Below are 26,810 nucleotides of genomic sequence, written 5' to 3' on the forward strand. Positions count from 1 at the left end.
CCGTCACCCCCACCCCGACGCCCCGCCGCACCGCGTCCGGCACCCGCCGGACGCCCGCGCGGAGCCCTGCCGCGCCCCTCGCCGCGCCGGCGCCCCGCAGCCCCGCACGCCGCCCGAAACCCGTCCGGAGGGACCCATGACGACGACGCCCGCCCCGACCGCCCCCGCCGCCGATCCGGCCCCCGCGCCGCGCCGCCCGCGCGGCCCGTACCTGCACCGCGCGGCCACCGAGCGCCCCTACTTCAGCGACGACGGCGAGTCCTACCTCGCCGCGACGACCCTGCGGGAGCTGAAGAAGACCCGCCCGCTGCGGGTGCTCTCCGAGGAGGACTTCGCGCACTGGCAGACGTACGGCTACGTCATCGTGCGCGAGGCGATCCCGGCCGCCGACGCCCGCCGGCTCCTCGACTTCACCTGGGACTTCCAGGGACTCGACCCGAAGGACCCGGAAGGCTGGTACGCGGACCGGCCGTTCCGCTCCGCCCTCGACCGGCAGCTGCACGTCTACGGCTTCGTCGAGGCCTACCACCACCAGCTGCTCTGGGACAGCCGCCAGTCCCAGCGGGTCTACGACGCCTTCGTCGACGTCTGGGACGCCGAGGAGCTGTGGGTCACCCTCGACCGGCTCAACCTCAACCCGCCCAACGTGCGCAACCGCGACCGGGCCCTCATCGACCCCACCGACCGGGGCTTCGACATCGAGCTGCACTGGGACATCGACACCACCCTCGGCGTCCCCCCGCAGCGCGTCCAGGGCATCATCGCGCTCAACGACACCACCCCGGAGACCGGCGGCTTCCAGTGCTGCCCCGAACTCTTCCGCCGCTTCGAGGAGTGGAAGCTCGGCCAGCCCGGCGACCGCGACCCCATCCGGCCGGACATCGACCGCGCCGAACTCCCCGTCGTCCGACCGGACCTGGCCCCCGGCGACCTCCTCATCTGGAACGGCCTGCTCGCCCACGGCGTGGCCCGCAACACCTCGGCGGACGGCGTCCGCGCGGTCCAGTACCTGTCGATGATGCCCGCCCTGGAGGAGCACGCGAAGCTGCGCCGCTCCCGGGTCGAGTCCTGGCGCCACCTGCGCACCCCGCGCTGGAACCGCACCCTCGTCGGCGACCCCGTGCTGCACGAGTCGAAGCGCTACCCGACCGCCGAACTCTCGCCCCTCGGCAGCAAGCTGCTGGGCCTCACCTCCTGGCACGGGGAGACCGCCGACGCGCCGACCGGGGAGCCCTCGTGCGCCGCGTCTGCCTGACCCTCCCCACCAACCGCGCCTGTACGGCGACGATCGCGGCGGTCGCCGAGGAAGCCGCCTACGGCGCCCGGGAGTTCGGCGTCGAGGTGCACCTGCTCGTGCTGGACTCCTCGGCCCCCGCCGACCTCGCCGCCCACCGGACCGCGGTGGCCGCCCTGCCGCCCGCGCCCGGCGTCGTCGTCCACCACCTCGACGAGGAGCGGCAGCGCGCCTTCCTCCGCGCTGTGGTCACGGCCTCCGGGGCCGCCGAGGCGGACCGGCTGCTCGACCTGATGCTCCCGGCCGGCGTGTCGTACGGCGCCTGCACCAACCGCGCCTTCCTCGTCGCCGAGGCACTGGGCTGCGCGTCGGTGCACCGCCGCGACTCCGACAGCCGCTACCAGCTCCTCGACGGAAAACCGGTCTTCCCCCTCCACCACGAGCTCGCCGTCCTCGGGCGGCGGGCGGCGGACGCGGCGGACGCCGTCACCCGCCGCCGGCTCGACCCCGGCTGCGCGGAGCGGACCGTCGTCCTGGCGGGCGCCTCCTTCATCGGCGAGCCGTCCGTGGACGTCGCGGAGATCCGCGACCTCGACCCGGAGGCGTACGACGAGGTCGTCGGCCTGTCCGTGCCGTCCGGCCACCCGGAGATCTGGCGCCGGAACCTGATCGACGAGGCGTTCCGGGGCGGCGGCACCACGCCGTTCACCACCGACGTCGCCACCCTGACCCTGGTCAGCCCCACCCGCGTCGACATGTGCAACGTCGCCCTCGGCCGCGAGGTCTACGGCCGGGTCCCGCTGCCGCCCGCCACCGACACCATCGGCACCGACTACTTCCTGCTCCACCTCGTCCGCCACGCCCGGCTGCCCGGCGTCCTGCACAACCGGCACATCGTCAACTACTACACGGGTGAGCGCCGTTCGGACGAGGGCTTCCTCGCCTACCAGCTGCGCTTCGCCAAGTACCTGCTCGCCGTCCCCCACCTCGAAGCGGTGTACACGGGCCTCGCCGAGGCCGGGGACGCGCTCCTCGACGCCGGCGGACTCGTGCGGCCGGACGCCGTCGCCGCCCTCCTCCGCGAGAGCGCCCTGATCGACCCGGCCGGCAACGCGGCCCGGCTCGACGTCCTGGACCGCCGCTACCGCTCCCTCGGCGGCCGGTACGCGGCCGCCGCCGACCGGTTCGCCGCGCTGCGGGACCCGCTGCTCGCCGCGGCCCGCTCCGACATGGAGGACTTCGCCCTGCTCGCCGACGCCTGGGGCTCCCTGACCGCGCACGCGAAAGGCACCGCCGTGAACCTCCTCCCGCGCCCCCGGACCGCCCCGGCCGTGACCCCGTGACGGCCGCCGCCACCGGCGTCACGGGCGCCCGCACCCTCACCGTCCGCTACGCGGGCGGCGGTTCCCGCCGGGGCCCCGTCACCATGGGCCAGGCGAACATGATCCGCTGCATCCTGCGGGACGAGCCGGACACCATCAACATCCACGACGTGTGGCCGGTCCCCGGGGGGACGGGGATGGACCGGGCCCTCGACGCCCTCGCGGCGCTCACCGTGCGCCACGAGGCGTTGCGCACCACCTTCCCGGCGACGGGCACCGCCGTCCCCGCCGAGCAGGTCGTCGCCCCCGAGGGCTCCTTCACCGTCACCGTCCTCGACCACGACGAACTCCCCGAGGACACCGACGCGTACGCCGAGGCGGTGGCCCTCGCGGCCCGGGAGACCCGCTTCCGCCTCGACCTCGACTTCCCGCTGCGGCTGCGGATCCTCGCCCTCGCCGGGCGGCCCGTCCGCGTCGCCCTCGCCGCCAGCCACGCCGTCACGGACGGCAGCGCCCTCGGGGTCCTGCGGGACGAATGGCTCGCCCTGCTGGCCGGCGAGACGCTGCCCCCGGTCACCGCGCTCACCCCGCTGGACCTCGCCGCCGAGGAGAACAGTGCGGCCGGACGGCGCAAGTCGGCCGCCTCCCTGGCCCATTGGGAGCGCATCCTGCGCACCGGGCCCCAGGCGATGTTCGCCGAGGACGGCGCCACCGGCACCGACGTCCCCACGCCGGGCCTCGACCTCCGCTCGGCGCGCGGCGCCCGGGCGCTGGCCGCCGCCGCCCGGCGCACCGGCGCCCTCCCCGGCACGGTGCTGCTGACCGCCTGGTGCCTGCTCACCGCCCACCGGACCGGGCAGCCCGTCTGCGTGGCGGCCGTGCCCACCTCCAACCGGTTCCTGCCGAAGCTCGCCCGCTCGGTCTCCACCCTCTCCCAGGACGCCCTGCTCGACCTCGACGTCCGCGCGCCGTCCTTCGACGCGCTGCTCGCCAAGGCGTGGGGCGCCGCGATGAACGCGTACCGGCACAGCCGCTTCGACGCACTCGACCTGTGGGAGCTGATCGGCCGGGTCACCACCGAGCGCGGCAGCCACTTCACCCGCGACGCCGTCTTCAACGACATCAGCGCCCTGCCCAGCACCCTCGCCGGTGCCGCCGCGCGGGACGCGGACGCCCCCGAGCACGAACTCTCCTGGGGCGAGGAGCGGACACTGCCGACCCGGCTCCTCACCTTCGTGTACGAGACGGATCCGGTGCTGCGGCTCGCGGTCTGGGCCGATCCCGCGCTGTTCCCCCGGACGGCGGCCGAGGAACTGGTCACCGGCCTGGTGCGGCTCCTGGAGGCCGTCGCCGAGGCGGACGTGCCGCTCGGCGACCCCGGCCTCCTCGGCGAGGTGACGGGGGTGCGGCCGGTGGCGCGCGGCCCCGAGTGGACGCGGGTGGACGGCTGCTGGGTCTCCCCCGCCGCCGTGGCCGAGGCCCTGGGCGAGGCCCTCGGCGGGCGGCCGGTGGAGGTCGTGGCGGAGGACGGTCCCGGCGGCGGCGCGGACGGCCGGCGGCTGACCGCGTACATCGGCGCCGACGAACGGACCTGGCCGGAGGAGGAACTGACCGACCGTCACGCGCACGCCGCGCTGATGGCCGTCCTTCCCGGGCGTCCCGGGGTGCTGGCCCCGCACCGGTACATGTTCGTCGAGGGCCCGCCGCGGCAGCCCGCCGCGGCGCAGCGGATTCTGAGCGAAGGGACCGGCCGGGGCCGGGAGATGCCACATGACCACCGATGACACCGCCGTGGCGCCCGGGTCCGGGCCGCTGCCCAGCCCGTGGCGGTCGCGTCGCTTCCGGCTGTTCTTCACCGCGCGCAGCGCCTCGCTGCTCGCCGACGGCATGCTGATGGTCTCCATGACCACGTCCGTCCTCGCGGCGGGCTTCGGCGCCACCGGCGTCGGCTACGCGCTCGCCGCCTGGATGACGCCGATCGTGCTGCTCGTCCTCTTCGGCGGGGTGCTCGCCGACCGCTTCACCCCGCAGCTGATGATGGTCGGCGCGGACGGGGTCCGGCTGGTGGCGATGCTCGTCATGGCCGGCCTGTTCGCCGCGGACGGGGTGCGGCTCTGGCAGGTCATGGCCCTCATGGCGGTGAGCGGCGCGGCGACCGCCATGTTCCAGCCGGGGCTCGCGAGCCTCGTGCCGAGGGTCGCCGACGACATCCAGCGGGCCAACGCCCTGTTGCGGATCGCCGAGTCGATGGCCACCCTCATCGGCCCGGGTCTGGCCGGTTTCCTGGTGGCGTACGGGAACCTGGCCGTGTCGTTCGTGGTGATCGCGGTGGCCTACGGCGTCAGCGCGGGCGGCCTGCTCCCGCTGCGGGGGCTCGCCACCGCCCCGGACGAGAGCGGCGAGCCGATGTGGCGGCGGCTCGCCACCGGCTGGCACGAGTTCCGCTCCCGGTCCTGGCTGTGGGGCGTCATCTCGCTGTGGGCGGTGTACGGACTCTTCGTCTTCGGCCCGTCGCTGCCGCTGGGCGCGGCGCTCCTCACCGAGCAGCACGGCTCGACCGGCTACGGCTGGATCGCCTCGGCCGACGGTCTCGGCACCATCGTGGGCGGGCTGCTCGGCATGCGGGTGCGGCCCCGCCGGCCGCTGGTGGCGGGGGTGTGCGCGATGTTCTTCTTCGCACTGAACCCGCTGGCCCCGGCGCTGGGCTGGAACTTCGCCCTCACGGCCGCCACGGGCGTGGTGGCGGGCTGCGGCTTCGCCTTCTGGGGCGTGATGTGGGCGACCAGCGTGCAGTCCCACATCCCGCTGGCGGTGCTGAGCCGGGTCTCCGCGTACGACATCGCCGGTTCGATCATGGTGATCCCGCTGGGCCGGGCCCTGGCCGGTCCCGCGGCGGAGTCCTTCGGCGCGGACCGGGTGCTGCTCTTCTCCTCCGCGGTCTCGTTCGTGCTGCTCGCGGCCATGCTGTGCGTGCCGGCCATCCGCGGCCTGACCCGCCGGGACCACCCCGCGGCGGACGCCCCGGGGACGGATCTCCCGGAGGCGGACCCCTCGGTGGCGGATCCCTCGGCGGCGGGCGCCGGGAAGAAGGGCCGGGGCGGGGAGCCCGCCGCCGTGGAGACGACGGCGGCGCCGTGAGCGCGGGGACCCGGCCGGGCGTCCGTCCGGCCGGGTCCCCGCGCCGTCACTCCCAGTCGTCCCAGGACGGCTCCTGCTCGTCCTCCTCGAAGAAGAGCGGCGCCTCGTCGGATGCGGCCGGGACGGACCGGCCCGCGGGAGCCGCCCGCCGCGAGGCCGGAGCGGAGGCGGGGGCGGAACCGACCGACCGCGCGGCCCGTTCGTCCGCGGCCTCGGCGGCCCGGGCGGGGGCCTGGTCCGCAGCGGCGTCGGAGCCGGCGCCGGCCGTCCCGCCCTGTCCCGCGAACTCGGCCAGGGCCTCCAGCAGGCCCTCCCCGTACTTGGCGAGCTTGGCCTCGCCGACGCCGCCGACCGTGCCGAGCTCGGCCACGCTGCCGGGGAGGGTGGTCGCGATCTCGCGCAGGGTCGCGTCGTGGAAGACGACGTACGCGGGCACGCCCTGCTCCCGCGCGGTCGCGGCCCGCCACGCGCGCAGGGCCTCGAAGACGGGCACGGCGGCGGCGGGGAGGTCGACGGGGACGCGGGCCTTGCCGGACCGGCCACCGCCGCTCTCCTTGCGGGACGCCGGGGCCTTGGCGGCCTCCTTGCGCATCGGGACCTGGCGGCGCCCGCCGAGGACCTCGCCGCTGGCGTCGGTGAGGACGAGGGTGCCGTAGTCGCCCTCCACGGCGAGCAGCCCCAGGGCGAGGAGCTGGCGGACGACGCTCCGCCACTCGGCGGTGCCGAGGTCGGCGCCGATGCCGAAGACCGACAGGGTGTCGTGGTCGAACTGGATGACCTTGGCGGTCTTCTTGCCCTGGAGGATGTCGATGATCTGGCCCGCGCCGAACTTCTGGCGCCGCTCGCGGGCGAGCCGCCACACGGTGGAGAGCAGCTTCTGCGCGGGGACCGTCCCGTCCCAGGACTCGGCGGGGGCCAGGCAGGTGTCGCAGTTCCCACAGGGACCCGACTCCTGGCCGAAGTAGGCGAGGAGCCGGACGCGGCGGCACTCGACGGTCTCGCACAGGGCGAGCATGGCGTCGAGGTGGGCGGCGAGGCCGCGCCGGTGGTTCTCGTCGCCCTCGGAGCCGTCGATCATCTTGCGCTGCTGGACGACGTCCTGGAGGCCGTACGCGAGCCAGGCCGTGGCGGGCTCGCCGTCGCGGCCGGCGCGGCCGGTCTCCTGGTAGTAGCCCTCGACGGACTTGGGCAGGTCGAGGTGGGCGACGAAGCGCACGTCGGGCTTGTCGATGCCCATGCCGAAGGCGATCGTCGCGACGACCACGACGCCGTCCTCGCGCAGGAAGCGCGCCTGGTTGGCGGCGCGCGTGGCCGCGTCCATGCCCGCGTGGTACGGGATCGCGTCGATGCCGTTCTCCGCGAGGAAGGCGGCGGTCTTCTCCACGGAGGAGCGCGACAGGCAGTAGACGACGCCCGCGTCCCCGGCGTGCTCGGCGCGGATGAGGTCGAGGAGCTGCCGGGTCGGGTTGTTCTTGCCGACGATCCGGTACTGGATGTTGGGCCGGTCGAAGCTGGCGACGAAGTGCCTGGCCTCGTCCAGGCCGAGCCGGGTGGCGATCTCGCCGTGAGTGGCCTCGGTGGCCGTCGCGGTCAGCGCGATCCGCGGCACCTTGGGCCAGCGCTCGTGGAGCATGGAGAGCGCGAGGTAGTCGGGGCGGAAGTCGTGGCCCCACTGGGAGACGCAGTGCGCCTCGTCGATCGCGAAGACCGAGACCGTGCCCCGGTCGAGCAGCCGCTGGGCACCCTCGGTGCGGAGCCGCTCGGGCGCCAGGTAGAGCAGGTCGAGCTCGCCGGCGAGGAAGGCCTGCTCGACGGTCTGCCGCTCGTACGGGTCCTGGGTCGAGTTGAGGAAGCCGGCCCGGACGCCGAGGGCGTTGAGCGCGTCCACCTGGTCCTGCATGAGCGCGATCAGCGGCGAGATCACCACGCCCGTGCCGGGCCGCACCAGCGCCGGGATCTGGTAGCACAGCGACTTGCCGCCGCCGGTCGGCATGAGCACGAGGGCGTCGCCGCCGGCCACGACGTGCTCGATGATCTCCGCCTGCTCCCCTCGGAAGGAGCTGTAGCCGAAGACCCGGTGGAGCACCTCCAGGGCGTCGGAGGGACCGTCGGGGCTCGGGCTGGCGGAGGTGTCGGAAGAAGCGTCGATGAGGGCCACCCGAAAAGCCTATCCGCCCGCACCGACGCTCCGGGCCGCCCGCCCGAGCCTGTGGACAACCCCCGGAGCACGAGATTCTTCATACGAATGGACCCGGTGACCGGAAGGGACCGCCCGGCTCCGGTCGGCGGGACGCGGGCACCGGAGCCCCCGCGGTCCTGGATCCCGACCGTCGCGCTCCCGCCCCGACCGTCCCGGCCGCCACGCTCCCCCTCCGGGCCGCCCTGACCGTCGCCCTCCCCGTCCGGCGCGTGCCGGCGTGCGCTCCCTTGTGGCGGGCTCCCCGCCGGTGGAACGATGCCCCGGCACCGGACCACCGACCACTGGAGGGACCACCGTGACCCAGGAGCCCCGCCCCCCGGCCGCCGCCGTGTTCGACGCGCTGGGCGCCGACTACGAGAAGGCGTTCGCCGGTTCCGAGGCGCACCGGCGCTCGCTGGAGTGGCTGCTCGGGCGGCTCGCCCCGGGCTGCCGCGTCCTGGACGTGGGCAGCGGCACGGGCCGGCCCACCGCCGAGGTCCTCGCGGACGCCGGCCACGAGGTGCTGGGCGTCGACGTCTCCCCCGTCATGGTGGAGCTGGCGGCCCGCCAGGTGCGGTCCGCGTCCTTCCGGCTCGCCGACGTCCGCGCGCTGCCCCTCGAAGAGGGCTCGTTCCACGCGGTCTGCGTGTACTTCTCCCTGCTCCAGCTCGACCGGGAGGAGCAGCGGGAGACCGTACGCCGCCTGGCCCGGGCGCTGACGCCGGACGGGTACCTGGTCCTGGCGACCGTGCCGCTGGACGTGGAGGGCGTGGACGCCGTCTTCATGGGCCAGCCGGTGCGCGTGACCAGTTTCGCCACGGCGGACCTCGTGGCCGTGGCGGAGGAGGCCGGCCTCGACGTGCTGGAACACGAGGAGACGCTCTTCACCCCCGCCCACCCGGAGGCCGTACCGGAACCGCACGTCTTCCTGCACTGCCGGCGCCGGCCCCCCGCCGCCTGACCCGCCCCGCCCGGCCCGCCGCGCCACCGGCACCTCCGACCCGGCACTCCTGGCCGGCCGTGGTCTCGGTGACGCTGGGCGTCTTCTCCGTCGTCACCGCCGAGATCCTGCCGATCGGCCTGCTGACCTCGATCGGGTCGAGCTTCACCGTCTCGGACGGCACGGCCGGGCTCATGATGACCATGCCGGGGTTCCTGGCGACGGTCTCGGCCCCCCCCTGGTCACCGCGGCCATCGGGCGCGCCGACCGGCGGCGCGTGCTGGCGGCGCTCGTCCTGCCGCTGGCGCTGGCCGACTTCCTCGCGGCCGCCGCGTCGGACTACTGGCTGGTCCTGGTCTCCCGCGTCCCGGTGGGCGTCACCATCGGGGGCTTCTGGTCCATCGGGGCGGGGCTCGCCGGGCGGCTGGTGCCCGCCGGGTCCGTGGGCCGGGGGGGGGACCACGGAGACCTTCTCCGCGATCCCGCCCGGCTCCGTCCTCGGGGTGCCGCTGGGCACGTACATCGGGGAGGCGGCGGGCTGGCGCACCGCGTTCCTCGCCATGGGCGGCTTCACCCTGGTCGTCCTCGTCCTGCTGCTCCTGGCCGTCTCGCCGCTCCCCTCCGACGGGGCGACGCGCCTCGGCGTCCCCGGCGGGACGCTCCGGAGCACCGGCACCCGCTTCGCCCTGGCGGCGACCCTCCTCGTCACGTCGGCCCACTTCGGCACGTACACCTGCGTCACCCCCTTCCTGGAGCGGGTGACCCACGCGGGCCCCGGCCTCGTCACGCTCTGCCTGCCCGTCCACGGCGCGGCCGGGATCGCCGGCGACTTCCTCGGCGGGGCGGCCGCGGCGCGCCGTCCGAGGGCCGCGTTCGCCACGGCCGCCGCGACGCGACCTCCGGCGCGCCCCTCCTCCTCTCCGTCCTCGGCCGGGAGGACGCGGGGGCGGTGGTCCTGCTGGTCGCCCGGGGCGCCGCCTACGGAGCCCTACCGGTCTGCTCGCAGACCTGGTTCGCCTGGGCCGCCCCCGAGCACCCCGAGGCGGCCTCCGTCCTCTTCACCGCCTCCTTCCAGGCCGCCATCTCCCTGGCCGGAGGGGCCGCCCTGGACCGTTCCTCCCTGCTGGGCGGCGTGACGGCCGTCCTGATGCTGCCGGTGGTCCGGGTCCACCGCTCGCTCGCCCCGTCCGGCCGTCCCGGTCGGACCTGACGCCGGGGACGGCGGTGGGCGCCGGGACGGGGGGCGAAGACGAAGAACTGCCCGACCGCGTCTCCGCACACGGCAGTCGGAGCGCCGCCGCGCCGGGGACGGAGACGCAGGCTCCGGTGCGAACCGTGAGGCTCCGGTGCGTACGGCCGTCGCCTCCGTCCGGCGGCGCCTCGCGTCCCTCGTCCACACCCCCGGCCGCGACCCGGTAACGACCGGCCCCCTTCCGTACCCACAGCGCCCTACCGGAAGGGAACCGGGCGCCCCCGATGCCGTATCGACTCCGGAGGGAGAGGCCCGGATCAGCGCGTCCGTCCCCGCGCCTTGAGCCGGGCCGGAGGGACTTCCGGGGCCGGGAGGCGGTCGCCGTCGTAGCCCTTGACCTCGCCGAAACGGGAGCCGGTCATCCAGTCCTCCCTCGCCACGCGGATCTCCTCGTCCGTGCGGCCGACGAAGTTCCACCACATGACGATCTCCTCCTCGAAGGGTTCGCCGCCGAGGAGCATGAGGCCGGCGTCGGAGGCGGCGCGCAGGGGGAGGGCGGTGCGGCCGCAGCCGAGGTAGAGCATGGAGCCGGGGAGGACGGGGACCCCGTCGACGTGGGCCTCGCCGGACATGGCGAGGACCGCGTACTCGAAGTCCGGGTCGAGGGGGAGTTCGGTCTCGGTCCCGGCGGCGAGGGCGAGGTCCGCGCCGACGATCGGGGTGTACGCGGTGCCCGGCGAGGTCGCTCCGTCGAGGGAGCCGAGGATCACCGTGGCGGTGAGGCCGGGGGCGGTGACCCGGGGCAGGTCGGCGTGGTGCTGGAAGTGCGGTTCGACGTGCCGGTGGGCGTCGGGCAGGGCGACCCACAGCTGGGCGCCGTGGAGGAGGCGGGCGTGCGGGCGGGGGCTCTCCTCGGAGTGGGAGATCGCCCGGCCCGAGGTCATCAGGCCCAGCTCGCGGGGGCGGATGGTCTGGAGGCTGCCGGTGGAGTCGCGGTGCAGGACCTCCCCCTCGTGGAGCCAGCTGACGGTCTGGAGGCCCATGTGGGGGTGGGGCGGGACCTGCATGCCGGGTTCGTCGGCGATGTCGTCGGGGCCGTAGTGGTCGACGAAGACCCAGGCGCCGACCATCCGCCGGCCGAGGTTCGGCAGCAGGCGCCGGACCTCCGTCGACTCGCCGAGCCGGACGTGGCGGGGGCTGAGGAGTTCGCGTACGGGCTCGGCGACGACGAAGCCGCGGCCACCGCACACCGCGAGCTCGGCATGACGGTCGAGGTTGCTCATGGGGGATCGACACCTCTCGGGTGGGGGTCCGGCGGGCGGCTGGGCGTCCGCCGGAATCCGGTGGTGGAATGTTCAACTGATCTTCGGTGTTGACGAGGGCGGACCACCCCACAGGGTGACAGATCCGACACCCCGGAACAGGGAGAGCAAGTGAGCGACACGTACTACGAGTTCGGAACGGCCGCCGACCGCTGGAGCCGGGCGCAGCTGTTCTTCGACGCGAAGGAGTACCAGACCGCCGTCCGCATCCTGCGCGGCCTCGTCGCCGAGCACCCGGACCAGACGGCCCAGCGGCTGCTGCTCGCCCGCGCCTACTACCACTCGGCCCAGCTGAAGCTCGCCGAGACCGAGCTCCGGACCATCCTGGAGCGCGACCCGGTGGAGCACTACGCCCGCCTGATGCTCGGCCGCACCCTGGAGCGCCAGGGCCGGACGGACGAGGCGGGGCCGCATCTGCGGATGGCCGCCGCCATGAGCGGCGACCTGCCGTCCTGACGCGGAACTGATACCCCCACGCGGTATGGTCGGGGTCAGGAGGTCCTGATCATGCCCACACCCCGGCCGAACCGCGGCGAGCGAGCGGGAGGTGCCCTCGCGCACCTCCTGCTCGCCGTCGTGCTCGCGCTCGGGGTGTTCATGATGCACTCCACCGGCCATCCCGAGGACCCGGCCCCCGGCCCGTCCCCGGAAGCGGCCGCCGCGATCGCGCCCCTGGCCGTCACGGCGACGGTGCAAGGGGATGCGCACTCCGCCGTTCCTCACGGCTCCGAGCCGTCCGGCGAAGGACACGCGCCCGGCTCCGGGATGGACATGAGCACGCTCTGCGTGGCCGTTCTCGCGGGCTGGCTGCTCACCGCGCTCGTCCGGGCCGCGCTCCGCCGCCGCCCCGACCGGCTCGTCCCCCTCCTCGCGCGGCTCGCCCCCGCGCTCGGGCCGCACGCCCCGCCGCGCCGTCCTCCCGACCTCGCCCGGCTGTCCGTCCTGCGGATCTAGGCCGTACCCGTCTCGCCGCGGGCCGCTTCACGCTGCCCGTGCGCCCACCGGCACGAGCCCATGACCGTACGTACAGCACCCGAGGAATCACCATGCGTACCTTCCGGAAGCGCGCCCCCCGCGCCCTCGCCCTGACCGGCGCCGTCACCGCGGCCGCCCTGCTCCTCGCCGCCTGCGGCAACGACGACCCCATGAAGGGGATGGACCACGGCGGCAGCCCCGCCTCGTCCTCCGCCGCCGCTTCCGCTTCCGCCGGGGACTTCAACGACGCGGACGTGATGTTCGCGCAGATGATGATCCCCCACCACCAGCAGGCCCTGGAGATGGCGAAGCTGGCCGACGGCCGGGCCGAGGACGCCGACATCAAGAGGATCGTCGCCGCCGTCGAGAAGGCCCAGGACCCCGAGATCCAGAAGATGAAGACCTGGCTGAAGGGCTGGGGCAAGCCCGAGTCTGCCGGCATGGACCACGGCATGACCGGAATGATGTCCGAGCAGGACATGAAGGACCTCGCCGCCGCCAAGGGCAAGGACTTCGACCGCAAGTTCGCCGAGCTCATGATCGCCCACCACAAGGGCGCCGTGGAGATGGCCAGGCAGGAGCAGAAGAACGGCGGCAACGCCGAGGCGAAGGCCCTGGCCGGCGAGGTCGTCCGCGCCCAGGAGGCCGAGATCGCCGAACTGGGGAAGATCCTCGACCGGCTCTGATCCGGCGCATGCCCTGAGAGGGCCCGATCCGCCCTGCGGCGGCTGCCGGCCTGCCTTGTCCTCTGGGGACGGGGCGGGCCGGCCTGGCCCCGGATCCAACATCCAGAACCCTGGATGTTGAAGTTCGGATCCAACATCCAACATCCAACATCCGTGATCCAACATCCGTGATCCGTGATCCCGCATTCGGGATTTTGGATCTCGGAGGTTGGATCCAGCATCCAACCTCCGAGATTCGGCATTCCCTATCCGGGATCCGGGATCCGACCTTCGGGATGTCGGATCCGATCCTCACGCTCTCCTTCCTCGCGCCCCCTTCTGGCGCTCCTTCCCCCTCCCCTCCGGCTCCCTCAGCGAACGAAAGAACAATGACCAAGCTCCGTCTCCCCCGGCCCGCGGCCACCTCCGCCTCCGCCGTCCTCGCCCTCGCTCTCCTCCTGACCGCCTGCTCCCAGAGCACGGACGCGGGCAAGGACGACGGGGAACCGACCTCCGCCCTCACGCACATCCACGGGCTCGGGCTTCTCGGCGAGACCCTGTACGTCGCGACTCATGAGGGGATCCACTCCCCCGGGGAGGGCGGTTCGCCCGTGCTGGTCGGTGAGCGGCGGGACGATTTCATGGGGTTCACCGTCGCGGCGGACGGCACGTTCCTGGCCAGTGGTCATCCCGCGCCGGGGACGGACGGGCCCTCGGACCTCGGGTTGGTCGTCTCCGAGGACGCGGGGCTTACCTGGGAGGTGCGGTCCCTCGGCGGGGAGGTCGACTTCCATGCTCTGGACACGGCGGCCGGCGGGCCGGTCTACGGCTATGACAGCACGAACGGGCGGCTGCGGGTGACGCGGGACCGGGTGGTCTGGGAGGACCGGGCGCGGTTGCGGGCCCTCGACATCGCGGTCTCCCCGGCCGACCCGGACACGGTCCTCGCCACCACCGAGGCCGGCGTCGCCCGCAGCACCGACGGAGGCAGGACCTTCGCGCCAGGGAAGGGGCAGGTTCTCACGCACGTCTCCTGGGGTGCGGCGGACGCGCTCTACGGGGTCTCGCCGGACGGAGTCCTCTTCCGTTCCGGGGACGGTGGTGGCACCTGGGCCCGGGTCGGCTCCGTGCCCGGCGGCGGGCCGCAGGCGCTGACGGCCGTCGGAGCGCGACGGCTGCTCGTGGCCACCGGGGACGGGGTGTACGAGTCGGAGGACGCGGGCCGCACCTTCGAGCGCCGGATGGCGGTGACCGCCGGGGACGACGGGCACTGAGCGGGAAGGGGCGGGGGGAGGGCGGTGCGGGCGGGGCCTCGCGGTTCGCGTCGCGACGACCCCCACCCGTACTGCCGCCCCGGCCTCCACCCGTGCCATCGCCCCCGACCCGGCCCCGCCCGTACCGTCACCCCCGCCCCGCCTCACACCGCGGCGGTCTCCGCCACCACCTCGCCGCCGACGACGACCGTCTCCGCGACCGTGCCGGGGATCTCCTCCGGGGCGATCCGGAGGATGTCGCGGGAGAGGACGACGAAGTCGGCGAGCTTGCCGACGGTGAGCGAGCCGCGTTCGTGCTCCAGGAAGTTGGCGTGGGCGGAGCCCATCGTGTAGCCCTCGACGGCTTCGGTGACGGTGAGGGTCTGGTGCTCCGTCCAGGGGGCGCCGCCGCCGGGCGGGCGGCGGGTGACGGCGGCGTGGATGCCGACCATGGGGTCCATCTCGGCGACGTTCCAGTCGCTGGAGAGGGCGAGGACGGCGCCGGCGTCGCGCAGGTCGCGGAGCGGCCACGCCTTGTGCCAGCGGTCGGGGCCGACGTTCTCGGCCCAGTCCTGGCCGGGACCCGCGATGTCGGGGGCGGCGTGCCGGGGCTGCATGCAGGCGACGACGCCGAGTTCGGCGAAGCGCGGGGTGTCGGCCGGGTCGAGGCATTCGACGTGGACGACCTGGTGGCGGGCGTCGCGCGGGCCGTTGACCGCGCGCGCGTGGGCGATGGCGTCGAGGACGGTGCGGATGCCGCGGTCGCCGGTGGCGTGCACGAAGCACTGGAAGCCGCGCGCGTCGAGGCGGGCGAGCAGGGCGGCGAACTCCTCGGGCGGGTAGAAGGTGTCGCCGCGGTGGTGGGCGCAGCCCGCGTAGGGCTCCAGCAGGGCGGCGGTGCGCGGTTCGACGACGTCGTCGATGTACAGCTTGAGCGGGCCGACGCGGAAGCGGTCGTCGGCGTGTTCCGCGGCGGCCGTCTCGAAGGCGTCCAGGTCGGCGTCGGTGGTGCCGCGCGGATGGAAGAGGGCGGCGACGATCCGGGAGCGGAGCCGTCCCTCCAGGCGCGCGCGGGTGAAGAGGGCGAGGTCGTCGAGGGAGTTCTGGGGTTCGACGACGGTGGTGATGCCGAAGCGGACGGCGTCGTCGAGGCTCTTGGCGAGGCGGCCGTACTGGCGGTCGGGCGAGGCCCAGGGGACGCCGAGGGCGCGCAGCGCGCGGTGCCCGTCGCGGGAGAGGCCCTTGACGGCGAAGTCCTTGACGAAGCCGGTGGGTTCGCCGGTCTCCGGGTCGGTGACGGCGGTGCCGAAGGGCAGGTCGGTGTGGTCGCGGTCGACGCCGAGGGCGCGCAGGGCGGCGGTGTTGAGCCAGGCGGTGTGGACGTCGTAGCTGAGGACGAGGGCTGGGGTGGCGCCGGTGGCGGGGTCGAGGTCGGCGGCGGTGGGCATGCGGCCGCCGGGGATCGCGGAGTAGTCGAAGGCCTCGGCCTCGATCCAGGGGGCGTCGGGGTGGGCGGCGTGCCAGGTCCGCACGCGCGCGTGGATCTCGTCGAGGGTGCGGGCGCCGGCGAGCTGCACGCAGGCGTCGTCGGAGCCGAGCCGGACGTGGTTGTGGGCGTCGATGAAGCCGGGCAGGACGAGGCGGCCCGCGGCGTCGAGGCGGCGGGTGCCGGGTCCGGCCCAGGCGGCGGCGTCCTCGTCGGAGCCGAGCCAGACGATCCGTCCGCCCCGTACGGCCATCGCCTCGGCCTCCGGCAGCGCCGGGTCGACGGTGTGGATGCGGGCGCCGGTGAGGAGCAGGTCGGCGGGTGCGGGGGTGGTGCGGTTCATGCGGGTGCGTTCCTTGTCGTACGGGAGGGGGCGCGGCGGTTGTGGGAGGGGCGGCGGTCGCGAATCGGGCAGCGGTCGCGACGGGACGGGTGGGGCGGGGCGGGGCGGGCCCGGTCAGGCGGCCGGGTGGGGGACGGCGGTGCGGCGGGCCAGGAGGACGTACACGAGTGCGGCGACGGGGGCGCCGAGGAGGGTGAGGTCGGCGCCGCCGAGCGGGGCGACGAGGGGGCCGGTCCAGAGGGCGGAGTCGCAGGTGAGGGCGGAGAAGAGCCCGCCGGCGAGGAGGGCGGCGGCGCCGGCGGGGTGCCAGCCGGCGCGGTACCAGTAGGCGCCCCCGGGGTCGGTGCGGTGGAGGGCGTCGGAGTCGTAGCGGCAGCGGCGCAGCACCATGTCGGCGAGGAAGACGCCGCCCCAGGGGGCGAAGACGATGATCAGGAGGGAGAGGAAGGAGAGGAGCGAGGTGGTGAAGTCGGCGAGGAAGAGGGCGCCGAGGGAGCCCGCGGCGGTGACGGCGGCGCTGACGGCGAGGGCGCGGGCGCGGTTCCAGGGGATGCCGAGGACCTGGAGGTTGAGGCTGGAGGAGTAGAGGGTGATGACGGAGTTGGTGACGGAGCCGCCGAGGACGAGGGCGAGGAAGACCGGGCGGAACCAGCCGGGCAGCAGGCCCTCGGCGCCGGCGACCGCGTCGGTCATGTCCGTCCGCGTGGCGGCGGCGACGCCCGCGACGCCGAGGGCCACGGAGGAGAGGAAGCCGCCGAGGGCGCCGCTGACGGTGACGGCCCGCAGGCTGGTGGTGCGGGGCAGGTAGCGGGTGTAGTCGGCGGGCATCGGCAGGTACGAGAAGGGGCCGGCGAGCATCACGACGAAGGCGAGGCTCCAGCCGGCGGCGCCGGGCCCGGTCGCAGGGGCGGCGGTGTCGGCGCCCGGCACCAGGAGGACGACGAGGACGCCGAAGCCGGCGGCGAGGACGTACGCCATCCAGCGTTCGGCGAACTGGACGGTGGCGTGGCCCCAGAAGGAGATCGCGAAGGTCAGGGCGAGGGTGACGGCGAGGGCCAGGGCGCGGGGCGCGGCTCCGCCGGTCCAGCCGAGGGCGGCGAGGAAGGCTTCCAGGGCGAGGGTGCCGACGACGGTGTTGACGACCGTGTAGCCGATGCTGACGACCCAGTTGAGCGCACCGGCGGGGCGGTTTCCCCGGAGGCCGAAGGCGGCGCGGGAGAGGACGAGGGTGGCGGTGCCGGTGCGGACGCCGCCGAGGCCCGCGGCGCCGATGGCGAGGAAGGAGAGGCCTCCGAGCACGACGACCGCGGTGGCCTGCCAGAAGGAGAGGCCGAAGGAGACGGCGAGGGCGCCGTTGATGACGTAGGTGAAGGTGAGGTTCGAGCCGAACCAGACCCAGAAGACGTCCTTGGCGTCGCCGTGGCGCTCCTCGTCCGGGATGGGGTCGATGCCGTGCTCCTCGACCTGGAAGACCTCGTCCTTGGCGGCGGTCGGCGGTGTCACCGTCTCGTGGTCGAGCACATCGCACTCCTCTTGAATGACGTTCTAACTCCTTGAATGGCATTCAAGATGAGTGACGGGTTCCGGCCACGTCAAGACCCCGGCCGGAATCCGGTTAAGGTCGGAGCCGTACGCGGCGCCGCGCAGGGACGGCGCCGGAGCGAGGGAACGGGGTGCGGCGACGGTGGCAGGGTCGGCACGGCGGCGCGACGGGCACGTCACGCAGGAGCGGATGCTGGAGGAGGCCATGGCGGCGATCGCCGAGGACGGCCTCGCCGCCCTCACCATGTCCGCCCTGGCCGAGCGGCTCGGCACCAGCGGCGGCCACATCCTGTACTACTTCGGCTCCAAGGACCGGCTGCTGCTCGCCGCGCTGCGCTGGAGCGAGTCCGCGCTCGCCGAGGAGCGGCGGGCCCTGCTCGGACGGCGGACCGCCGCCGAGCGGAAGCTCGACGACTTCCTGCGGCTCTACCTGCCGCGCGGGCCGCGCGATCCGCGCTGGACGCTCTGGATCGAACTCTGGGCCAGGACCCCGGGCAACCCCGAACTACAGGAGGCCCAGCGGGAGTTGGACGATGACTGGCAGCGGGACCTGGAGGCGCTGCTCACCGCGGGCGCCGCCCGCGGCCGGTTCGCGCCGCTCGACGCGCCCGCCCGCGCCTCCGAACTCCTCGCCCTCCTCGACGGCTTGAGCACCCGGGTCGTCCTGGGCGAGGGCGCGGGCCCCGACATCCGCCCGGCCCTGGAGGCGGCCCGGGCGGCGGCGTCCCTGCTCGTCCCCCGCGCCTGACGGACACCGGAGCGGACAGCGGGACCCGAGCGGACGTCCGGGCCCGCACGACCGGCGGAACCGGACCGTCACCGAACCCGGCCGCCGCCGAACCCGGCCCGCCCGCCGGTCCGTTCAGCTCTCGTTCCGGCTGCCGTTCCGGCTCTCGCCTCAGCTCTCGTCCCGACTGTCGTCACGACTCTCGCCTCAGCTCTCGTCGCGGTACGCCTCCAGGAGGCGGAGCCAGACCTCGCTGAGCGTGGGGTACGAGGGGACCGCGTGCCACAGGCGGGCGATCGGCACCTCGGCGGTGACGGCGACGGTGGCGGCGTGGAGGAGTTCGCCGACGGCCGGGCCCACGAAGGTGGCGCCGAGCAGGACCTCGCGGTCGAGGTCCACGACGATCCGGGCCCGGCCCTGGTAGCCGTGGGCGTAGAGGCCCGCGCCGGCGACCGAGCGCATGTCGACGTCGACCGCGCGGACCCGGTGTCCGGCCCGTTCGGCCTCGGCCAGGCTCAGGCCGACGGCGGCGGCCTCCGGGTCGGAGAAGACCACCTGCGGGACGGCGCCGTGGTCGGCGGTGGCCGCGTGTCGGCCCCAGGGCGCGGCGTCCGGGAGCGGGCCGCCGGCCGCGCGGGCGGCGATGGCGGCGCCCGCGATCCGCGCCTGGTACTTCCCCTGGTGGGTGAGGAGGGCCCGGTGGTTGACGTCCCCGACGGCGTAGAGCCAGTCGGTGCCGGTCACCAGGAGGCTGTCGTCGACGTCGAACCAGGAGCCGGGTTCCAGGCCCACGGTCTCCAGGCCGATGTCCTCGGTGCGGGGGGCGCGGCCGGTGGCGAAGAGGACCTCGTCGCCCTCGACGGTCTCGCCGCCCTCCAGGACCACGGTGACGGGGCCGCTGCCCCCGTCGCGCACCACCGCCTCCACGGAGACGCCGGTGAGGACGTCGGCGCCGCGCGCCCGCAGGGCCCCGGCGACCCGCTCGCCGACGAAGGGCTCCATCCGCGGGAGCAGCCCGTCGCCCCGTACCAGCATCGTCACGTGGGAGCCGAGGGCGTGCCAGGCCGTGGCCATCTCGACGCCGACGACGCCGCCGCCGACGACGAGCAGGCGGCCGGGCACCCGGTCGGCGCTGGTCGCCTCCCGGCTGGTCCAGGGGCGGGCGCCGGCGAGGCCGGGCAGCGGCGGCAGGACCGCGCGGCTGCCGGTGCAGACGGCGACCGCGTGCCGGGCGGCCAGGACGTGGCGCTCGCCCTCGGGGCCGTCGACGACGACCCGGCGGGGTCCCGCCACGCGCCCGTGCCCGCGGTGGACGCGTACGCCGATCGAGTCCAGCCAGTCCACCTGGCCGTCGTCCTTCCAGTGGCCGACGGTCTCGTCCCGGTGGGCGAAGACGTCCAGGGCGTCCAGCGGGCCGTAGACGGCCTCGCGCAGGCCGGGGACCTTGCGGGCGTCGGAACGGGCGAGGACCGGGCGGAGCAGCGCCTTGCTCGGCATGCAGGCCCAGTAGGAGCACTCGCCGCCGAGCAGCTCGCTCTCCACGATCGCCGCGGTCAGGCCGGCCGCCCGCACCCGGTCGACCACGTTCTCCCCGACCGGTCCCGCTCCCAGGACCACCACGTCGTACGTGTCCTCGTGCTCGTTCGCCCTCGTTCGCGTCATGGGGAACAGTCTGCTGGGTAGGGGCCGGAATAGCGCGGCCCGACAGACCGTTGTGCCGGGCGAGTCCCCAGGGGACCGCGAGGGCACCACCGGAGACCGGAGAGGCGGAAGCATGAGCACCATCGAGCTCACCAAGGACAACTTCGACGAGGTCGTGAGCGGGAACGACTTCGTCCTGATCGACTTCTGGGCTTCCTGGTGCGGACCCTGCCGTCAGTTCGGCCCCGTATACGAGGCGGCGTCCGAGCGACACCAGGACCTGGTCTTCGCCAAGGTCGACACCGAGGCGCAGCAGGAGCTGGCCGCCGCCTTCGAGATCCGCTCGATCCCCACTCTGATGATCGTCCGGGAGAACGTGGCGATCTTCGCGCAGCCGGGCGCGCTGCCCGAGGCCGCGCTGGAGGACGTCATCGGCCAGGCCCGCAAGCTGGACATGGACGAGGTCCACAAGTCCGTCGCCGCGCAGCAGGCGGGCCAGACGGGACAGGCGGAGCAGCCGGGCGAGTGACCCGGCCACCGGCCGACATGTACGCATGAGCGCGTACGCATGAGGGTGAGCCCCCGCTCCGGCGGGGGCTCACCCTCATGCGTACGGACCCCGGCCCGGCGTCAGCGTTCCAGGACCAGGGCCAGGCCCTGACCGACGCCGATGCAGAGGGCGGCGAGGCCGGTGCCGGAGCCGGCGGCGGCGAGCTGGTGGGCGACCGCGCCGGCGAGGCGGGCGCCGGAGGCGCCGAGCGGGTGGCCGAGGGCGATGGCGCCGCCGCGCGGATTGACGACTCCGGGGTCGAGTTCCGGCCACTCGGCGAGGCAGCCGAGGGCCTGCGCGGCGAACGCCTCGTTGAGCTCGAAGGACGTCAGGTCGGCGAAGGAGCGGTCGGCCTTCGCCAGCGCGCGGCGGACCGCCTCGACCGGCCCGAGGCCGAAGAGCTGCGGCTCGATCCCGGTGACGGCGGAGGCGCGGATCCGGGCGAGCGGCTCGCGGCCGGTCTCGCGCAGTCCGTCCTCGTCGACGAGGAGGAGGGCGGCGGCCCCGTCGTTGAGCGGGGAGGCGTTGCCCGCGGTGACGGTGCCGCCGTCGGGCCTGAAGGCCGGCTTGAGGCGGCCCAGCGCCTCCAGGGAGGTGTTCTCGCGGACGCACTCGTCCCGGACGAGCTCCGCGCCCGGGTACGGGACGACCTCGCCGTCGTACAGCCCCTTGGCCCACGCCTCGGCGGCCTTGCGGTGGCTGTCGAGGGCGAAGGCGTCCTGCGCGTCGCGGCCGATGCCGTGGCGGTCGGCGACGAGTTCGGCGCCCTCGCCGAGGGAGACGGTCCACTCGGCGGGCATCCGCGGGTTGGTCATGCGCCAGCCGAGGGTGGTCGAGTGGAGCTGCTGGTGCCCCGCGGGGAAGGCCCTCTCCGGCTTCTGGAGCACCCAGGGGGCGCGGGACATGGACTCGACGCCGCCGGCGACGGCCACGGAGGCGTCGCCGAGGGCGATCGCGCGGGCGGCCTGGATCACGGCCTCCAGGCCGGAGCCGCAGAGCCGGTTCACGGTGACGCCGGGGACGGTGACGGGGAGGCCGGCGAGCAGGACGGCCATCCGGGCCACGTCGCGGTTGTCCTCGCCCGCGCCGTTGGCGTCGCCGAAGTACACGTCGTCGACGCGGGCCGGGTCGAGGTCGGGGGTGCGGTCGACGAGGGCCCTGACGACGTGGGCGGCGAGGTCGTCCGGGCGGACGGCGGCGAGGGCGCCGCCGAACTTCCCGATCGGGGTGCGGACGGCGTCGACGATGTAGACGTCGCGGATGCTCATCGGATCTCTCCCGGGTGACCGGCGGAACGACTCTGTTCGCCTGGTGAAAGATGTTTCGCGCTGCTGCGCGCGCAGAGTCTGGGCCCGCCGGTCCGCCGTGTCAACGCCTGCCCGGGTCGACACCCGCCCGGGTCAATGCCAGCCCGGGTCAACGCCCACCCGGGTCGACACCCGCCCGGGTCAACGCCCGCCGGGCGTGGCTCACGGCGCGGGGGCGTCGCGGACCAGGGCGACGAGGCCGTAGTCGAGCTCCCGGCCGTCCACGAGGAGGGCCTCCACCGTGAGCGTGGCGGGGTCGATGTCGGCGGCGACGCCGTGGCCCTCGTAGCGGGGGTACCCGGACTCGCCGTACCGGCCGGTCCGCTCCACGACCGCGGACCGCACCGCGGTGTCGGCGACCGCGGCCCCGCCCCGGTCCTCGACGTGCGCGGGGACCAGCAGGATCTCGTAACGCTTCGGGTGAGTGCTCATGCACCGACGCTAAGCGCTGGGCCGGGCTCCCGCCGCCCGCCGCCGTCCCCGGCGCGGCGGGCGGCGGGCGCGGGCCACGGGCCGACTGAACTCTCGCCGTGGATCGGCCCGAACCTCACCGCGGGCCCGCTGGAGCCGCGGGTGATCCGCCCCGGGTCAGCTGGACTCGCGCCGGATCACCCGCGAGTCGAGGAGGGAGCGGCCGCCGACCGGGTCGGCGGTGCCGTTCACCGCGCCGTCGACGAGGGCGGCCAGCTCGCCGCCGAGGACCATGTCGATGCGCACGGTGCTCAGCCTGGGGCGGAGCAGCCGGCCGAGGAGCAGGTCGTCGGCGCCGACGACGGCGGTCGCGCCGGGGACGTCCACGCCCGCGTCCTGGAGGGCCCGCATGAGGAGCATGGCGTACTCGTCGTTGTAGCCGAAGACCGCGTCGAGGCCGAGCTCGGGCCAGCGGGCGGCGAGCTCGCCGGCGGACTCCTCGGTGTACGCGAGGGGCAGGGGCACGACGGTGGCGCCGACCGCCCCGGCGGCCGTGCGGGCACCTTCCAGGCGCGGCGCGGAGAACATCTCCAGGCCCGGCTCCTCGGGCACGACGACGCCGATCCGGCGGCGGCCGGTGGCGATCAGGTGCTCGGCGGCGACCCGGCCGACCCGGGGCTGGTCCAGGACGAGGGAGTGGGTGCCCCCGGACGGCCGGGTCCCGACGCTGATCACCGCCTTGACCCCGGAGCGCTTGAGGATGTCCACGGCCGCCGGGGTGACCTCGACCTCCCCGGTCGACACCACGGCGACGGGCCGCAGCTCGGCCCAGGCGCGGGCGGCGTCCTCGGGGTCGAGGCCGATGCTGCCGTACTGGACGACCGTGTAGTCGAGGCGGCGCAGGGCCCACTGGAGGTCGTTGAGGAACCGGCTGTAGAGCGGGCCGACGGGGACGTGGGCGGCGGGCAGGAGCACCATCCGGCTGTGCCCGGCGCGCAGGCTGCGGGCCGCCGCGTGGGGGACGTACCCCAGCTCCTGGGCCGCCTCGCGGACCCGCTTGCGGGTCGGTTCGCTGATGCGGACGGCCGAGGTGTTGTTCAGGACGTAGCTGACGGTGGCCCGGGAGACGCCCGCGAGGCGCGCCACGTCGGCGCTGGTCGGTACGGCACGGGCGGGGGTGCGGTCCCGGGTGCCGTCGGCAGGCTGTTCGATCGACTGACTCATCGCCTCGGCATCTTTCCAGAACAATCCGGCCCGAGGTCTGGCGGATGGCCGGATATGGGTGCTACACAATGCTGACACGAGTCATTGACACGTGTCACTCACCCGAAACATCCACTTACCGCCCCGCACAGGGCGATCTCCCCTGGAGGGCAACGTGGCCCTTTCCTCCCCCGGGACGGGAGCCGGACCGGGCTCCGGATCCGACTTCGGTACGCATACGGGCGCCGGCACGAACACGAGCTCCGGCACGACCGTGGGCTCCGGTACGACCGCAGGCGCCGACACGAGCACAGGCGCTGATACGACCACAGGCGCGGCCACGGACACGGGGGCGGGCCCCGGCTCCCCCGTCGCGCCCCGGCCCACCCGCGGGCTCCTGCCGCTGCTGCTGCTCGGCAACAGCGCGATGTACGCGCTCTACGTCGGTGTGGCGGGCATGCTGCTCGCCCTCCAGATCGAGGCGATCGACCCGGCGGACAAGGTGGCCAACTTCGGTCTCGTCGCTGGCGTGTCCGCGATCTTCGCGACGGTCTTCAACCCGGTGGCGGGGGCGCTCTCCGACCGCTCCGGGCGGCGCAACCCGTGGATCCTGGCGGGTGGCCTGCTCGCCGTGCCGGTGATGCTGCTGCTCGGCAGCGTGCACACGGTCCTGCTGGTCACCATCGCCTGGTGCCTCGGGCAGGCGGTGATGAACGTCTACCAGGCGGCGATCACCTCCGTGGTGCCCGACCGGGTCCCGGTCGCCTCCCGCGGCAAGGCCTCGGCGGCCGTCGGCCTGGGCCTGCCGATCGGCTCCACCCTCGGCGCCCTGGTCGGGGCGGCCTTCTCCGAGGACTACCGCACCGGCTACCTGGTCTTCGGCGCGATCGTCGCGGTCACCTCGGTCGTCTTCACCTCGCTGGCCCGTGAGGAGCGGATGCCGCCCAGGCCGCCGCTGCCGGTGAGGCAGCAGGTCGCCGCCTTCGGCAGCGCGCTGGGGGACCACGACTTCCGCTGGGCGTTCATCGGCCGGGCGCTGCTCGTCCTCGGCTACTTCGCGGTCTCCGGCTTCCAGCTCTACATCCTCAAGGACCACACCGACCTGCCGGCCGGCCTCTCGGCCGAGGAGGCCGTCGCCGTCCTGATGCCGGTCAACTCCGTGGCCATGGTGGTCTCCACGGTCCTCGGCGGCTGGCTGTCCGACCGCTTCGACCGGCGCAAGCTCTTCGTCGGCGCCTCGGCCGCGCTGGCCGCCGTCGCCCTGGTCGTTCCGGCGCTCTCCAGCAGCTGGCCGGCGATGCTCGTCTTCTCGGTCGTCAACGGCCTCGGGTTCGGCTGCTACATGGCCGTCGACACGGCCCTGGTGACGATGGTCCTGCCGGCGGCGGAGGACGCGGCCCGCGACATGGGCGTCCTCAACGTCGCCAACGCCGGCCCCCAGATCGTGGCGCCCTTCGTCGCCTCGGCGGTCGTCTCGATCGGCGGCGGATACACCCCCCTCTTCATCGTCGCGGCCGTCCTGTCGGTCCTGGGCGCGCTCGCCGTCCGGCCGATCCGCTCGGTGCGCTGATCAGGAGGGTCTTCAACCTCCTCCGTGCGCACGGGTTCTGACGTACCGTTCAGTCATGGACGAGTCGATGGACAGCTCGATGGTGGGACTGCTCGGCCGGGTGACCGGGACGATCGGGCCCGGGCTCGTCGGCGAGGTGATCCTGCGGATCCGCGGCGGCGCCGAGCACTTCCTGGCGTACGCGGCCTCGCCGAAGGAGCGGATCGAGGTCGGCTCCCTCGTCACCGTGGTGGAACACCTCCCTCCGCGCACCGTCTATGTCACAGCCGTGTACGGCGTCTGACACGACGTCCGGCACGACCGTTGAGGCCGTGGGCGCCCCGGGCGCACACTCCCTTCACCGGATCCGCACGGCTCCGGTGAAGGGGGACCTTTCCCATGGGCATCGGCATTCTGGCGGGCGCCGTCGTCGGCGCGGTCGTCGTCCTGATCGTCCTGTTCAAGATGATGTGGCGGGTCGCGGAACCCAACGAGGCCCTCATCATCTCCGGTTCCAACCACAAGAACGAGGGCCTCGGCGACGGCATGGGGTTCCGCATCGTGACCGGGCGCGGCACCCTCGTGGTGCCCGGCGTGCAGGCGGTGCGGAAGCTGTCGCTGGACCTCAACGAGACGCAGTTGCAGGTCGAATGCGTCACCCACCAGGGCATTCCGCTCAAGGTCCGGGGCGTGGTGATCTTCAAGGTGGGCGACGACTTCGTGTCGATCGCCAACGCGGCCCGCCGCTTCCTCGACCAGCAGAAGCTGATGAGCGAACGGGTGCACATCGTCTTCGCCGGTCATCTCCGCGCCATCGTCGGCGGGTTGACCGTGGAGGACATGATCCGTGACCGGGAGAAGCTGACCGGGCAGGCGCGTTCGGCCTGTGGCACGGAGATGGAGAAGCTCGGTCTGATCGTCGACTCGCTCCAGATCCACGAGATCGAGGACCCGACCGGCTACATCAAGAACCTCGCCGCCCCGCACGCGGCCGCCGTGCAGCGCGACGCCCGGATCGCGCAGGCGGAGGCCAACCGGCTGGCGACCGAGGCCGAGCAGCAGGCGGCGGCCCGCATGTCGGAGGCCACCCGCGACAGCGAGATCCTCCAGGCCGGCTACCAGGCCGAGCGGGACCAGGCCAGCGCACGGGCCCGGCAGGCCGGTCCGCTGGCCGAGGCCGCCTCCCGCCAGGAGGTGGTGGTCCAGGAGACCCGGGTCGCGGAGCTGGAGGCGCACCGCAAGGAGCAGCAGCTCCAGGCGGACGTCCGCAAGCCGGCCGACGCGCTGGCGTACGAGAGGCGGACGCTGGCGGAGGCCGAGCGCGACGCCCGGATCTCGGCCGCGCAGGCCGAGGCCCGGGAGACGGAGCTGGCCAGCGCGGCGACGGCGACGGCGACCCGGGTCACCGGTGAGGCCGAGGCCGCTGCGGCGCACGCCAAGGGCCTCGCGGTGGCCGAGGCCACGCGGGCGAAGGGCCTGGCCGAGGCCGAGTCGATCAAGGCGAGGGCCGCGGCGCTCGCGGAGAACCAGGAGGCCGTGGTCGCCCAGCAGTTGGCCGAGCGGTGGCCGGAGATCGTCGAGGCCGGCGCGTCCGCCTTCGGGAACGTGGACCAGATGGTCCTCCTGAACGGCGCCGACGGGATGGCGGACATGTTCGCCAAGGCCCTGACGATGGGCGGGACGGGGCTGGGGCTCGCCCGTCAGCTCCTCTCCACGATGGGGCCGAACGGGACCGGCCGGCCCGCCTCCGCGGTGCCGGCCGCCCGGGGCGGGGACGAGGAGGTGACGACGGTCGAGATCACCGTCGGCGACGGCGAGTGACCCCGCGGGC

At 74.5% G+C, this 26,810-nt stretch carries 22 protein-coding genes and 1 pseudogene; 15 read left to right on the plus strand and 8 right to left on the minus strand.

Going from position 1 to position 26,810, the window contains the following annotated elements; translation table 11 throughout:
* Positions 1-136 precede the first annotated feature (136 nt).
* The 4 genes from IE326_RS36950 to IE326_RS36965 are packed head-to-tail and all read left to right on the plus strand — an operon-like array spanning position 137 to position 5,694.
* Positions 137-1,255 carry a phytanoyl-CoA dioxygenase family protein gene (locus tag IE326_RS36950; RefSeq protein WP_150234232.1) on the plus strand — a complete coding sequence of 373 codons (1,119 nt, stop codon included), beginning with the start codon at positions 137-139 and terminating at the stop codon, positions 1,253-1,255.
* Complete coding sequence (locus IE326_RS36955) at positions 1,237-2,577, plus strand: DUF6271 family protein (protein ID WP_229915838.1); 1,341 nt, start codon at positions 1,237-1,239, stop codon at positions 2,575-2,577. Before IE326_RS36950 ends, IE326_RS36955 begins: the two co-directional genes overlap by 19 nt.
* A complete protein-coding gene (locus tag IE326_RS36960; RefSeq protein ID WP_229915839.1) occupies positions 2,574-4,340 on the plus strand; it encodes a condensation domain-containing protein in 1,767 nt (588 codons plus the stop codon). Before IE326_RS36955 ends, IE326_RS36960 begins: the two co-directional genes overlap by 4 nt.
* Complete coding sequence (locus tag IE326_RS36965; protein ID WP_150234235.1) at positions 4,327-5,694, plus strand: MFS transporter; 1,368 nt, start codon at positions 4,327-4,329, stop codon at positions 5,692-5,694. Before IE326_RS36960 ends, IE326_RS36965 begins: the two co-directional genes overlap by 14 nt.
* Before the next feature lie 46 nt (positions 5,695-5,740).
* Here the strand turns inward: IE326_RS36965 and recQ are convergent, their stop codons facing one another.
* Entirely contained in the window at positions 5,741-7,852 is a 2,112-nt protein-coding gene (gene recQ / locus IE326_RS36970) for a DNA helicase RecQ (RefSeq protein ID WP_190044694.1), read from the minus strand.
* Between the two features lie 337 nt (positions 7,853-8,189).
* On the opposite strand from recQ, the gene IE326_RS36975 reads away from it, so the two are divergent.
* Together IE326_RS36975 and IE326_RS36980 are read left to right on the plus strand one after the other, a co-directional pair.
* Entirely contained in the window at positions 8,190-8,834 is a 645-nt protein-coding gene (locus tag IE326_RS36975) for a class I SAM-dependent methyltransferase (RefSeq protein ID WP_190044695.1), read from the plus strand.
* A pseudogene (locus IE326_RS36980) lies at positions 8,807-10,023 on the plus strand (MFS transporter). Before IE326_RS36975 ends, IE326_RS36980 begins: the two are co-directional and overlap by 28 nt.
* 299 nt (positions 10,024-10,322) lie before the next feature.
* Here the strand turns inward: IE326_RS36980 and IE326_RS36985 are convergent.
* A complete protein-coding gene (locus IE326_RS36985; RefSeq protein ID WP_190044696.1) occupies positions 10,323-11,288 on the minus strand; it encodes a pirin family protein in 966 nt (321 codons plus the stop codon).
* Between the two features lie 150 nt (positions 11,289-11,438).
* On the opposite strand from IE326_RS36985, the gene IE326_RS36990 reads away from it, so the two are divergent.
* The 4 genes from IE326_RS36990 (at position 11,439) to IE326_RS37005 (ending at position 14,241) form a co-directional block, all read left to right on the plus strand.
* Entirely contained in the window at positions 11,439-11,783 is a 345-nt protein-coding gene (locus tag IE326_RS36990) for a tetratricopeptide repeat protein (protein ID WP_150234243.1), read from the plus strand.
* Between the two features lie 51 nt (positions 11,784-11,834).
* The gene (locus tag IE326_RS36995; protein ID WP_190044697.1) at positions 11,835-12,281 is read left to right on the plus strand and encodes a DUF6153 family protein; all 447 of its coding nucleotides are present in this window, start codon (positions 11,835-11,837) and stop codon (positions 12,279-12,281) included.
* A 92-nt stretch (positions 12,282-12,373) separates the two neighbouring features.
* Positions 12,374-12,988 (plus strand): DUF305 domain-containing protein, encoded by a 615-nt coding sequence (locus tag IE326_RS37000; RefSeq protein WP_190044698.1) that lies wholly within the window; start codon positions 12,374-12,376, stop codon positions 12,986-12,988.
* Positions 12,989-13,356: 368 nt separating this feature from the next.
* Complete coding sequence (locus tag IE326_RS37005) at positions 13,357-14,241, plus strand: F510_1955 family glycosylhydrolase (protein ID WP_190044699.1); 885 nt, start codon at positions 13,357-13,359, stop codon at positions 14,239-14,241.
* 143 nt (positions 14,242-14,384) lie between these two features.
* On the opposite strand, the gene IE326_RS37010 is transcribed toward IE326_RS37005, so the two are convergent.
* Positions 14,385-16,049 carry an amidohydrolase gene (locus IE326_RS37010; RefSeq protein WP_190044700.1) on the minus strand — a complete coding sequence of 555 codons (1,665 nt, stop codon included), beginning with the start codon at positions 16,047-16,049 and terminating at the stop codon, positions 14,385-14,387.
* Between the two features lie 114 nt (positions 16,050-16,163).
* A complete protein-coding gene (locus IE326_RS37015) occupies positions 16,164-17,570 on the minus strand; it encodes a purine-cytosine permease family protein (RefSeq protein WP_190044701.1) in 1,407 nt (468 codons plus the stop codon).
* A gap of 163 nt (positions 17,571-17,733) precedes the next feature.
* On the opposite strand from IE326_RS37015, the gene IE326_RS37020 reads away from it, so the two are divergent.
* Complete coding sequence (locus tag IE326_RS37020; RefSeq protein ID WP_190044702.1) at positions 17,734-18,339, plus strand: TetR/AcrR family transcriptional regulator; 606 nt, start codon at positions 17,734-17,736, stop codon at positions 18,337-18,339.
* Between the two features lie 186 nt (positions 18,340-18,525).
* On the opposite strand, the gene IE326_RS37025 is transcribed toward IE326_RS37020, so the two are convergent.
* Positions 18,526-19,980: a dihydrolipoyl dehydrogenase family protein gene (locus IE326_RS37025; RefSeq protein ID WP_190044703.1), complete on the minus strand. Its 1,455-nt coding sequence runs from the start codon at positions 19,978-19,980 to the stop codon at positions 18,526-18,528.
* Between the two features lie 112 nt (positions 19,981-20,092).
* Between IE326_RS37025 and trxA the strand changes: the two genes are divergently transcribed.
* The gene (gene trxA, locus IE326_RS37030) at positions 20,093-20,488 is read left to right on the plus strand and encodes a thioredoxin (RefSeq protein ID WP_190044704.1); all 396 of its coding nucleotides are present in this window, start codon (positions 20,093-20,095) and stop codon (positions 20,486-20,488) included.
* 101 nt (positions 20,489-20,589) lie between these two features.
* Here the strand turns inward: trxA and IE326_RS37035 are convergent, their stop codons facing one another.
* The 3 genes from IE326_RS37035 to IE326_RS37045 all read right to left on the minus strand — a co-directional run bounded on the left by IE326_RS37035 (position 20,590) and on the right by IE326_RS37045 (position 23,451).
* The gene (locus tag IE326_RS37035; RefSeq protein WP_190044705.1) at positions 20,590-21,777 is read right to left on the minus strand and encodes a thiolase family protein; all 1,188 of its coding nucleotides are present in this window, start codon (positions 21,775-21,777) and stop codon (positions 20,590-20,592) included.
* A 201-nt stretch (positions 21,778-21,978) separates the two neighbouring features.
* Entirely contained in the window at positions 21,979-22,248 is a 270-nt protein-coding gene (locus IE326_RS37040) for a hypothetical protein (RefSeq protein WP_150234260.1), read from the minus strand.
* Between the two features lie 156 nt (positions 22,249-22,404).
* On the minus strand, positions 22,405-23,451 hold the full coding sequence (locus IE326_RS37045; protein ID WP_190044706.1) for a LacI family DNA-binding transcriptional regulator: 1,047 nt from the start codon (positions 23,449-23,451) through the stop codon (positions 22,405-22,407).
* 154 nt (positions 23,452-23,605) lie between these two features.
* Here IE326_RS37045 and IE326_RS37050 point away from each other — a divergent pair, with 154 nt between their 5' ends.
* The 3 genes from IE326_RS37050 (at position 23,606) to IE326_RS37060 (ending at position 26,800) form a co-directional block, all read left to right on the plus strand.
* On the plus strand, positions 23,606-25,000 hold the full coding sequence (locus IE326_RS37050; protein ID WP_229915840.1) for an MFS transporter: 1,395 nt from the start codon (positions 23,606-23,608) through the stop codon (positions 24,998-25,000).
* A 79-nt stretch (positions 25,001-25,079) separates the two neighbouring features.
* Positions 25,080-25,283 (plus strand): NfeD C-terminal domain-containing protein, encoded by a 204-nt coding sequence (locus tag IE326_RS37055; protein ID WP_150236192.1) that lies wholly within the window; start codon positions 25,080-25,082, stop codon positions 25,281-25,283.
* A 95-nt stretch (positions 25,284-25,378) separates the two neighbouring features.
* Complete coding sequence (locus IE326_RS37060; protein ID WP_150234266.1) at positions 25,379-26,800, plus strand: flotillin family protein; 1,422 nt, start codon at positions 25,379-25,381, stop codon at positions 26,798-26,800.
* The last annotated feature ends 10 nt before the right edge of the window (positions 26,801-26,810 follow it).

The organism is Streptomyces filamentosus (assembly GCF_014654895.1).
In the GTDB taxonomy this organism is placed as follows: domain Bacteria; phylum Actinomycetota; class Actinomycetes; order Streptomycetales; family Streptomycetaceae; genus Streptomyces; species Streptomyces filamentosus.

Coding starts and splice junctions, on each gene's coding strand:
- IE326_RS36950 (WP_150234232.1), top strand. CDS start 137: ATGACGACGACGCCCGCCCCGACCGCCCCCGCCGCCGATCCGGCCCCC.
- IE326_RS36965 (WP_150234235.1), top strand. CDS start 4,327: ATGACCACCGATGACACCGCCGTGGCGCCCGGGTCCGGGCCGCTGCCC.
- IE326_RS36985 (WP_190044696.1), bottom strand. CDS start 11,288: ATGAGCAACCTCGACCGTCATGCCGAGCTCGCGGTGTGCGGTGGCCGC.
- IE326_RS36995 (WP_190044697.1), top strand. CDS start 11,835: ATGCCCACACCCCGGCCGAACCGCGGCGAGCGAGCGGGAGGTGCCCTC.
- IE326_RS37000 (WP_190044698.1), top strand. CDS start 12,374: ATGCGTACCTTCCGGAAGCGCGCCCCCCGCGCCCTCGCCCTGACCGGC.
- IE326_RS37005 (WP_190044699.1), top strand. CDS start 13,357: ATGACCAAGCTCCGTCTCCCCCGGCCCGCGGCCACCTCCGCCTCCGCC.
- IE326_RS37010 (WP_190044700.1), bottom strand. CDS start 16,049: ATGAACCGCACCACCCCCGCACCCGCCGACCTGCTCCTCACCGGCGCC.
- IE326_RS37025 (WP_190044703.1), bottom strand. CDS start 19,980: ATGACGCGAACGAGGGCGAACGAGCACGAGGACACGTACGACGTGGTG.
- trxA (WP_190044704.1), top strand. CDS start 20,093: ATGAGCACCATCGAGCTCACCAAGGACAACTTCGACGAGGTCGTGAGC.
- IE326_RS37035 (WP_190044705.1), bottom strand. CDS start 21,777: ATGAGCATCCGCGACGTCTACATCGTCGACGCCGTCCGCACCCCGATC.
- IE326_RS37040 (WP_150234260.1), bottom strand. CDS start 22,248: ATGAGCACTCACCCGAAGCGTTACGAGATCCTGCTGGTCCCCGCGCAC.
- IE326_RS37045 (WP_190044706.1), bottom strand. CDS start 23,451: ATGAGTCAGTCGATCGAACAGCCTGCCGACGGCACCCGGGACCGCACC.
- IE326_RS37055 (WP_150236192.1), top strand. CDS start 25,080: ATGGTGGGACTGCTCGGCCGGGTGACCGGGACGATCGGGCCCGGGCTC.
- IE326_RS37060 (WP_150234266.1), top strand. CDS start 25,379: ATGGGCATCGGCATTCTGGCGGGCGCCGTCGTCGGCGCGGTCGTCGTC.